10 protein-coding genes and 1 pseudogene are annotated in these 9,909 nt (G+C 37.5%); 10 read left to right on the forward strand and 1 reads right to left on the reverse strand.

All coding sequences use genetic code 11. The features are described 5' to 3' along the window. The first annotated feature begins 94 nt into the window (after positions 1-94). The 10 genes from STRDD10_RS01310 (at position 95) to comW (ending at position 9,692) form a co-directional block, all read left to right on the forward strand. On the forward strand, positions 95-2,491 hold the full coding sequence (locus STRDD10_RS01310) for a glycogen/starch/alpha-glucan phosphorylase (protein ID WP_067192485.1): 2,397 nt from the start codon (positions 95-97) through the stop codon (positions 2,489-2,491). Positions 2,492-2,849: 358 nt separating this feature from the next. Continuing rightward, complete coding sequence (locus STRDD10_RS01315; protein ID WP_067192487.1) at positions 2,850-3,062, forward strand: F0F1 ATP synthase subunit C; 213 nt, start codon at positions 2,850-2,852, stop codon at positions 3,060-3,062. Between the two features lie 28 nt (positions 3,063-3,090). Then, positions 3,091-3,786, forward strand: a complete 696-nt coding sequence (gene atpB / locus STRDD10_RS01320) for a F0F1 ATP synthase subunit A (protein ID WP_067192488.1) — start codon at positions 3,091-3,093, stop codon at positions 3,784-3,786. An 18-nt stretch (positions 3,787-3,804) separates the two neighbouring features. After that, positions 3,805-4,299: a F0F1 ATP synthase subunit B gene (gene atpF, locus STRDD10_RS01325; protein ID WP_067192490.1), complete on the forward strand. Its 495-nt coding sequence runs from the start codon at positions 3,805-3,807 to the stop codon at positions 4,297-4,299. Beyond that, positions 4,299-4,835, forward strand: coding sequence for a F0F1 ATP synthase subunit delta (locus STRDD10_RS01330; protein WP_067192492.1), 537 nt, complete (start codon positions 4,299-4,301; stop codon positions 4,833-4,835). Before atpF ends, STRDD10_RS01330 begins: the two co-directional genes overlap by 1 nt. A gap of 14 nt (positions 4,836-4,849) precedes the next feature. Continuing rightward, complete coding sequence (gene atpA / locus STRDD10_RS01335; protein ID WP_067192494.1) at positions 4,850-6,355, forward strand: F0F1 ATP synthase subunit alpha; 1,506 nt, start codon at positions 4,850-4,852, stop codon at positions 6,353-6,355. A 14-nt stretch (positions 6,356-6,369) separates the two neighbouring features. Then, complete coding sequence (locus tag STRDD10_RS01340) at positions 6,370-7,245, forward strand: F0F1 ATP synthase subunit gamma (RefSeq protein WP_067192496.1); 876 nt, start codon at positions 6,370-6,372, stop codon at positions 7,243-7,245. 155 nt (positions 7,246-7,400) lie between these two features. Next, positions 7,401-8,807, forward strand: coding sequence for a F0F1 ATP synthase subunit beta (gene atpD / locus STRDD10_RS01345; RefSeq protein WP_067192498.1), 1,407 nt, complete (start codon positions 7,401-7,403; stop codon positions 8,805-8,807). A 10-nt stretch (positions 8,808-8,817) separates the two neighbouring features. Beyond that, positions 8,818-9,234, forward strand: coding sequence for a F0F1 ATP synthase subunit epsilon (locus tag STRDD10_RS01350; RefSeq protein WP_067192499.1), 417 nt, complete (start codon positions 8,818-8,820; stop codon positions 9,232-9,234). 230 nt (positions 9,235-9,464) lie between these two features. Then, a complete protein-coding gene (gene comW, locus STRDD10_RS11835) occupies positions 9,465-9,692 on the forward strand; it encodes a sigma(X)-activator ComW (protein ID WP_443031076.1) in 228 nt (75 codons plus the stop codon). On the opposite strand, the pseudogene STRDD10_RS10290 reads toward comW, so the two are convergent. Further along, positions 9,689-9,909: pseudogene (locus STRDD10_RS10290) on the reverse strand (transposase); the annotation flags it as partial. The gene comW and the pseudogene STRDD10_RS10290 sit on opposite strands and share 4 nt — an antisense overlap.

Here is a 9,909-nt window from a genome sequence, read left to right on the forward strand (position 1 = left end):
CGGTAATAAATTCTCCTCTCTTGTATGATTTACAAGAGAGGTTTTGTAGTGAAATACATAACTTGAATAAAAATGTGATATAGATAGGGGAAATATGAAATTAACAAAAGAACAATTTATTAGAGATTTTAAAGATACTTTACACGAAGAAAAAATGATTAAAGTAGCTGATGCGACATCAGCTGAAATATTTGAAACGCTGGCACATACCATCCGCAAATATATCACTCCATTATGGTTGGAACGTCGCCGTAATTTGGTGGAAAATCAGCAGAAAACTGCCTATTATTTTTCAATTGAATTTCTACCGGGTAGAATGTTGGAGACAAATCTTTTGAACTTGGGTATTTTAGATACAGTTAAAGAAGGTTTTTCTGACTTAGGTGTGGATTTTAGAGAAGTGAAGCGTGCAGAACACGACATGGCTCTTGGAAATGGTGGCCTAGGTCGTCTAGCATCTGCTTTTATGGATTCACTTGCTACGACTGGGTATCCAGGTTTTGGAAATGGAATTCGTTATCAGTATGGCCTCTTTAAACAAAGAATTGTTGACGGTTACCAAATAGAGTTGCCTGATGCTTGGTTTGGAAGTATAGGGAATGTTTGGGAGACTAGGAAAGATCACGATATTGTTAAAGTGAAACTTTATGGAAATGTCTATCTGCGTGCTAATGAGGAAGGACGCATTGTACCAGTTTATGAAAACCAGCAGATTCTTCGAGCAGTGCCATATGACGTGCCACAGATTGGTTTTGAAAATGATATCGTTAATAATCTTCGCCTATGGGATGTTGAAATTCCTGAAGATCAAGAAATACATTATCCAAGTATTGAAGCTCGCCGGAGAGTGACAGACATTACAGCTGTACTTTATCCTGATGATTCTAGTTATGAAGGAAAAGAACTTCGCTTGATTCAAGAATACTTTATGACCAGTGCAGGCCTTCAGACTATCATCATGTCATATCTGAAACAAGGGCGACTACTTCAGGATATTCATGAAAAAGTATCAGTTCATATTAATGATACCCATCCTGCTGTTGCTCCTGCTGAATTCATGCGTTTATTAATCGATGAGTATGGGTTAGAGTGGGATGATGCATGGAATGCTACCGTTAAAACAATGAGTTACACTAATCATACGATTCTTTCAGAAGCTTTAGAAAAATGGGACGCTGGACTATTTAAACATGTTTTACCACGTGTATATCAAATTATACTTGAAATAGATAATCGCTATGTTGCTGAAATGGCGGCGCGTGGAGTAGAGGCAGGAATTATTGAACGTACTCGTATCGTTAAGGACAATCAAATTCATATGGCCCATCTTGCAATTATCGGTGGACATTCAATTAATGGCGTTGCTAAATTACATACAGATCTCTTAAAGGAAGATACACTCCGAGATTTTTATGAAATATATCCAGAGAAATTTAATAATAAAACTAATGGAATTGTACAACGACGTTGGTTGCAGATTGCAGATGAACCCTTATCAAATGAAATTGATAGATTAATTGGTAAAGGGTGGCGAAAAGACATCCATCAATTGCGTAACTTACTTGATTATAAAGAAGAAAAGACAGTATTGGAAGATTTCTATCAAGTGAAACAACAAGCTAAAAAACGTCTTGCGGACTTTATTCAAGAATCGACTGGAATTGAAGTGTCAACAGATGCGATCTTTGATGTGCAGGTTAAACGCCTTCATGCCTATAAACGTCAGCTTCTGAATTTACTACACATTATTAAGCTATATTGGGATTTAAAAGATAACCCAGACAAGGATATGGTGCCTCGTGTGTTTATATTTGGTGCTAAAGCAGCACCAGGCTATCATTTTGCGAAGTCTGTTATTAAACTAATTAACGAAGTGGGAAATCTTGTCAATAATGATTTGAGCCTCCAAGGTAAGCTAAAAGTTGTTTTCCTAGAAAACTATCGTGTAAGCCTAGCTGAACTTGTTATCCCTGCTGCAGATGTATCTGAGCAAATTTCTCTTGCTTCTAAGGAAGCATCTGGTACATCAAATATGAAATTTATGATGACGGGTGCGATTACTCTCGCAACACTTGATGGAGCCAATATCGAAATTAAAGACGAAGTAGGGGACGAAAATATCGTTATCTTTGGTATGGATAAGGATCAAGTTTATGATCATTATGCACGACATGACTACTATTCAAGAGCGGTTTATGAGCAAAATCCTATTATTCGACGAGTAGTAGATACTTTTATTAATGGAACGATACCAAATATACAGGGTGAAGGAACAGAAATTTATGAAGCTCTTATCAGCCACAACGACGAATACTTTTTGTTAGAAGATTTTGTTTCATATGTAGAGGCTCAAGAAAAAATCGATACACTTTATCGTGACAGAGAAAAGTGGGCACAAATGAGTCTGATCAATATCGCAACTTCAGACAAATTCACATCAGATGATACAATCGAGCAGTATGCACAAGAAATTTGGAATTTAGAAAAATAATTTCAAAAGTAGGTGGATTCTCTTAATGTGATTTACTTTATCGATTTATTAGAGGAAACACACACTATTTTGTAGAGATTACAAGTAAATATAGATATATTATTGTGTGGTGGACAGTTCAAGCGCGTTGAGTGAGTGATTTTTGTCCACCTCTTTTTAGATATAAAAATAGAAATATGTCATATTTTTTTGAAATATGTGGGAGATAATTCCGAAATGTGACTTAAATTTATGTCAATTTTTCTTAATTATTAAAAACTAGTAAAAAAACGTTTTCAAACCCTCTAAAAGTTTGACAAATAAAAAAATAGGACTAGAATAGCTTAGTAAAAAAATTTCAATAAAAGGAGAATTCGTAATGGATTTAACAGTTTTTGCACTTGGTGTAGCCGTTATGGGTGTTAGTATTGGTGAAGGGCTTTTGGTATCAAGTTTCTTGCGTTCCGCTGCTCGTCAACCAGAGATGTATAACAAACTTCGTACAGGCATGATGCTTGGTGTTGCCTTCATCGAGGGTACTTTCTTTGTACTCTTGGCTATGGCTATCTTGTTTAAACTGGTATTCAAATAATAATGAAATAGAAAAGGGGTGAAGTCAGTTGGAAAATGCAAAAAATCCAACCCTAAACCTTGGTCCTGTGACCTTTGATTTGACCCTGTTAGTCATGTCGGTTTTGACTGTTACAATTGTTTTTGGATTCGTATATTGGGCGAGTCGAAAGATGACTCTTAAACCGAATGCAAAGCAGAATGTGCTCGAATATATTATTGACTTTGTTAATGGTGTAGCAAAGGATAATCTAGGTGCACAGAATGTCAAACCATACTCCCTCTTTCTTTTCACTATCTTTTCCTTCATCTTAGTCTCAAATCAGCTTGGTTTGATGACAAAGCTAGAAGCAGGTGGATATAACTTCTGGACTTCACCGACATCGAATATGTTTTATGACTTTGGGCTATCCCTCATTATTAGTCTTTTTGTGAATATAGAGGGAATTCGACGTCAAGGGTTTGGAAAATACCTGGAAGAATACAAAAATCCTATGAACATATTGGAAGTTTTAACAGACTTTCTTTCTCTAGCACTTCGACTTTATGGTAATATTTATGCTGGGGAAATTGTTACAGGATTGTTGGTCATGCTGTTTAATGCAGGTATCTTTTGGGCACCGATTGCCTTCGGTCTAAATATGGTATGGACTGCCTTTTCAATCTTTATCGGATCGTTGCAGGCCTATGTTTTTACTATGCTGACCACAATGTATCTAGCTAAAAAATCAGGAATTGAAGCATAATATAGAAAAGGAGTAATTATGGAAACCTCATTGGGAACGATTATCGGAAATATCATCCTTGTAACAGGTTCAGTTTTTGTTTTGTTCCTCCTCATTCGAAAGTATGCTTGGGGGAATATAACCTCTATTTTTGAAGAGCGAGCTCAGAAAATTTCTGATGACCTTGATAATGCTGAACAAGCACGACAACAGGCAGAAGAATTGGCTCATAAACGGGAAATAGAATTAGCAGGTAGTCGAAAAGAAGCAAGTCAGATTATTGGATCTGCTAAAGAAACTGCTGAAAAAAACAAGACGGATATGCTTACAGAAACTAAATCTGAAATTATTCGTTTAAAAGAAAAAGCAAATCAAGAAATCGAACAAAATCGTAAAGATGCTATTGATAGCATTAAGGGTGAGGTTGCAGACTTGACCATTCTCTTAGCAGGTAAAATTATGACCGATAAACTGGAAATAGAGGGTCAAAGTGATTTAATTGATCGCTACATTGACAGACTAGGAGATGCTTGATGGATAAAAAGCAAGGTATTGTGATTAAAAAATATGTTCGTCCATTTGTTCAATTGATTTTAGAAAATGGACAAACAGAAAACGTTTTCGACCAACTGAGCCAGATGCAGAGTGTCTTTGAAGAGACTGGTCTTGCTCATTTTTTATCCAATATCGCAGTTGGTAAGTTAGATAAAATTCAGGCTCTTCGTCTTTTTAAGCAGTCGGAAACAGGATTGGTTGAGAATTTGATTGAGCTTCTCATTCAAAATGATCGTGAAAATTTATTGGTCGATATTGTTAATGAAAGTATTTGTCAACTTGAAAAGGAAACAAATTGTTTTCAAGTTGAACTAAGAAGTGTGACAGGATTGAGCACACAACAAAAAGAACGTCTTACTTCAATTGTTGAAAAGAAATTAGGCTTGAGTGTTCGCTCCTTCAAAGAAATAAACGACCCAAGTTTGATTGGAGGTTTTATAATTAGTGCCAATCATAAAACAATTGATGCAAGTGTTAAAGGTCAGTTACAGACCATGAAAGAAAAATTGAAATAGAAAGTGGTGATCTTTTGGCAATTAGCGCACAAGAAATCAGTGCTTTAATTAAGCAACAAATTGAAAATTTTCAACCTGATTTTGATGTTACTGAGACAGGAATAGTCACTTATGTTGGTGATGGAATTGCTCGGGCACATGGTTTAGAAAATGCAATGAGTGGTGAGTTACTTGTTTTTGAAAATGGTTCTTACGGTATGGCTCAAAATTTGGAAACAAATGATATAGGGATCATTATCTTAGGAGACTTCACAGATATTCGTGAAGGTGATAGCATTCGTCGAACTGGAAAGATTATGGAAGTACCAGTAGGGAACGCATTGATTGGTCGAGTGGTTGATCCTCTTGGGCGTCCAGTAGACGGATTGGGAGAGATAATTACGGATTCCTATCGTCCAATTGAGAATCCTGCACCTGGAGTTATGGAGCGCAAATCGGTTTCTGAACCATTGCAAACTGGTTTAAAAGCCATTGATGCATTGGTACCGATTGGACGTGGTCAGCGTGAGTTGATTATTGGAGATCGACAAACAGGTAAAACATCCATTGCAATTGATACGATACTAAATCAAAAAGGGCAAGATATGATTTGTATCTATGTTGCGATTGGTCAAAAGGAATCAACAGTACGGACTCAAGTTGAGACCTTGCACCAATATGGAGCCATGGATTACACGATTGTGGTAACTGCATCAGCTTCACAACCTTCTCCATTGTTATATCTTGCACCGTATGCTGGTGTATCAATGGCAGAAGAATTTATGTACAATGGTAAACATGTTCTGATTGTTTATGATGATCTTTCTAAGCAAGCAGTTGCGTACCGTGAATTGTCACTACTGTTACGTAGACCACCTGGACGGGAAGCTTACCCAGGAGATGTCTTTTACCTTCATTCACGCCTTTTAGAACGCTCAGCTAAGGTTTCTGACGAGTTAGGCGGTGGTTCTATCACAGCTTTACCTATCATAGAAACCCAAGCTGGAGATATTTCTGCTTATATTGCAACCAACGTTATATCCATTACTGATGGACAAATCTTCTTACAAAATGGTTTGTTCAATGCTGGTATACGACCAGCTATTGATGCAGGTTCATCTGTTTCACGTGTTGGTGGGTCAGCACAAATAAAGGCGATGAAAAAAGTCGCTGGGACCCTTCGTATTGACTTGGCATCTTATCGTGAGTTGGAGGCATTTACTAAGTTTGGTTCTGATTTAGATGCTGCAACACAAGCTAAATTAAATCGTGGTCGTAGGACAGTAGAAGTGCTAAAACAATCTGTCCATAAGCCACTACCAATTGAAAAACAGGTCGTTGTTTTGTATGCATTGACTCATGGCTTTATGGATGCAATTCCTGTAAATGACATTTTACGTTTTGAAACAGAATTATATGAATACATTGAGACTCATCAAGCAGATATTTTTGAAATTATTCAAAAAACTCAAGATTTACCTGATGAGGACAAATTAGATGATGTGATTACTTCGTTTATTAATCAATCTAGTTTTAAATAGAAAGAAGGTGTCCAATGGCAGTTTCTTTAAATGATATAAAAAATAAAATCGCATCTACTAAAAATACAAGTCAAATTACAAATGCTATGCAGATGGTTTCGGCAGCTAAACTTGGAAAATCTGAACAAGCAGCAAAGGATTTCCAGATATATGCTTCCAAAGTACGAAAACTTTTGACTGATTTACTTCAGGGATCCGATTTGTCGAATTCAAACCATCCTTTGTTAGTGAGCCGAGAACCCCAAAAATTTGGATTAATTGTCATAACTTCTGACAGAGGTCTAGTAGGGGGATATAATGCCAATATTTTACGTGCAGTTTTAGAAGAAATTCAAAAAGATGCTGAAGATGGATATGAAAGTGAAGTGATTGCAATCGGTGGGGTTGGAGCGGATTTCTTTCGTGCTCGGGGGATTAATCCAATCTATGAAATGAGAGGATTATCAGATCAACCTAGTTTTGATGAAGTTCGAAAAATTATTAATAAAGTGGTCGCAATGTATCGTAATGAAATGTTTGATGCGGTTTATGTTTGTTACAACCACCATGTTAATAGTTTAACAAGTCAAATGCGTGTAGAACAAATGTTGCCAATCATTGATTTGGATCATAATGAAGCGAGCGGTTACACACAAGAGTTTGATTTGGAGCCGGGACGCGAAGCCATCTTAGAGCAACTCTTACCTCAGTTTGCGGAAAGCATGATTTATGGTGCTATTATTGATGCAAAGACGGCAGAAAACGCAGCAGGGATGACTGCGATGCAAACTGCAACTGATAACGCAAAAAAAATCATTCATGATTTAACCATTCAGTATAACCGTGCTCGTCAGGCTACGATTACACAGGAAATCACTGAAATTGTAGGCGGGGCTAGTGCCTTAGAATGATTGCTATTTAAATTTGTGAACAATTAATAAAAGACTATCAATGAATAGCTCCGTGTAGAGAGAAATTTTACAAAATAAAATAGGCTGAGTAGCAGTGAAAGTCAGGAAATTTTTTCTTGTAATAATCATAAAATTTAATAGAATAGGAGTAATGAATGAGTTCAGGTAAAATCTCACAGGTAGTGGGTCCTGTCGTAGACGTTTCGTTTGCGGCTGGAGATAAGCTCCCTGAAATCAATAATGCGCTGGTCGTTTATAAGAATGATGCTAAAAAATCTAAAGTTGTACTCGAAGTAGCACTTGAACTTGGTGATGGTGTTGTTCGAACCATCGCTATGGAATCAACAGACGGTTTGACAAGAGGGATGGAAGTCCTGGACACCGGTCGTGCAATATCAGTACCAGTAGGTAATGAAACGCTGGGGCGTGTTTTTAACGTACTTGGTGATACCATTGACCTTGAACAACCTTTTGGCGATGATGTAAAACGAGAACCTATCCATAAAAAAGCACCAACTTTTGATCAATTATCAACTTCTGAAGAAATATTAGAAACTGGGATTAAAGTTATCGACTTGCTAGCCCCTTACCTTAAGGGTGGTAAAGTCGGACTCTTCGGTGGTGCTGGTGTTGGTAAAACCGTTTTGATTCAAGAGTTGATTCACAACATTGCCCAGGAGCACGGTGGTATTTCCGTGTTTACAGGTGTTGGTGAACGGACACGCGAAGGTAATGACCTTTACTGGGAAATGAAAGAATCTGGCGTTATCGAGAAAACAGCCATGGTCTTCGGTCAAATGAATGAACCACCTGGAGCACGTATGCGTGTTGCTCTTACTGGTTTGACAATTGCGGAATACTTCCGTGATGTCGAAGGTCAAGACGTGCTTCTCTTCATCGATAACATCTTCCGTTTCACTCAAGCAGGTTCTGAGGTTTCTGCACTTCTTGGTCGTATGCCATCAGCCGTTGGTTACCAACCAACACTTGCGACTGAAATGGGTCAATTACAAGAACGGATCACATCAACTAAAAAAGGTTCTGTTACCTCTATCCAAGCCATTTACGTACCAGCAGATGACTATACTGATCCAGCGCCAGCTACGGCATTTGCACACTTGGATTCAACAACTAACTTGGAACGGAAATTGGTACAATTGGGAATCTATCCCGCAGTTGACCCACTGGCATCTAGCTCGCGTGCTCTTTCACCAACTATCGTTGGTGAAGAACATTACGCTGTCGCAGCCGAGGTAAAACGTGTCCTTCAGCGTTATCAAGAATTGCAAGATATCATTGCTATCCTTGGAATGGATGAGCTATCAGATGACGAAAAAACTCTAGTAGCACGTGCGAGACGAATTCAGTTCTTCTTATCACAAAACTTTAACGTTGCAGAACAGTTTACTGGTCAGCCTGGTTCTTATGTTCCAGTAGCAGAAACTGTACGTGGTTTTAAAGAAATTCTAGAAGGGAAATATGATCATTTACCAGAGGATGCTTTCCGAGGTGTTGGTTCGATTGAAGATGTCATTACAAAAGCTGAAAAAATGGGATTCTAAGAGGTGATGTATGACTCAAATGACAGTACAGGTAGTTACACCGGACGGTATTTGCTATGACCATCATGCAGCCTTTGTTCAGGTTCGTACAACTGAAGGTGAACTTGGGATTCTTCCTGGGCATACCTCACTAATTGCTGTATTAGCAGTTGATGAATTGAAGGTAAGAAGGCTTGATGATGAGCATCATGTTGATTGGGTCGCAGTAAATGGTGGGGTAATCGAAGTGTCAAATGATACTATTCAGATTATCGCCGATTCAGCCGAGCGACAACGAGATATCGATGTAAGTCGTGCAGAAAGAGCCAAACAGCGTGCAGAACAGGATATTGAAGAAGCACATAATAAGCATTTGATAGACCAAGAAAAACGTGCCAAAATAGCGCTTCAACGTGCCATCAATAGGATTAATGTTGCTGGAAAATAGCTTTAAAATATCTTATTTTGTCTCAGAACATTTATAGTACTTTGTTGGGAATTATTAGTTTCAAATTCTTTGTCAACTGTAGTGGGTAAACGAAAAGCATAGATGTTAAAGGAGCAGAGTCATCTGCTCCTTTTTTTAAAATTTTAGCCGTCAAAACGGACATCTTAGAAAAAATGATCTATTCATGCATTCTTTCTGCCATACTAAATTTAGGAAGAAGGGAGATTGTTATGATTGAAGAAGTTTACACAGAATACAGAGAATATTATTCCACTTTAGAGGTAGCATATGGTTATCTAAAATTGGACCGATATGAGTGGAAAAGTTTGCACTTGCGCTACTTCATATACTATTTGCGCAAGTATGACATTCACAGTATGGAGTGCTTCACAAGCTATCATTACAAGGTTTCTTACAGGGGATATTTGGAGGAAATAGTAAGAACTATGATTCATTAGCATCGTGAGAGGACGGATTTCGTTTTTTCTTTTTTTATGTTAAGAGCTATCAAAACCTATTTTTGAAATTATCAAAGTTGCGAAAAGCAAAGGAATTGCGTTTAATAATTTTGATTAGATTACTAGTTGCTTCGAGTTTTGCATTTGAAAAGAGGAGTTTGATGGCGTTGATAAACTTCGTCTTTTTTCTTTTTAATGATTTTTTAAAAGATAAATT

The sequence above is a fragment of the Streptococcus sp. DD10 genome (assembly GCF_001578805.1).
Classification (GTDB): Bacteria; Bacillota; Bacilli; order Lactobacillales; family Streptococcaceae; genus Streptococcus.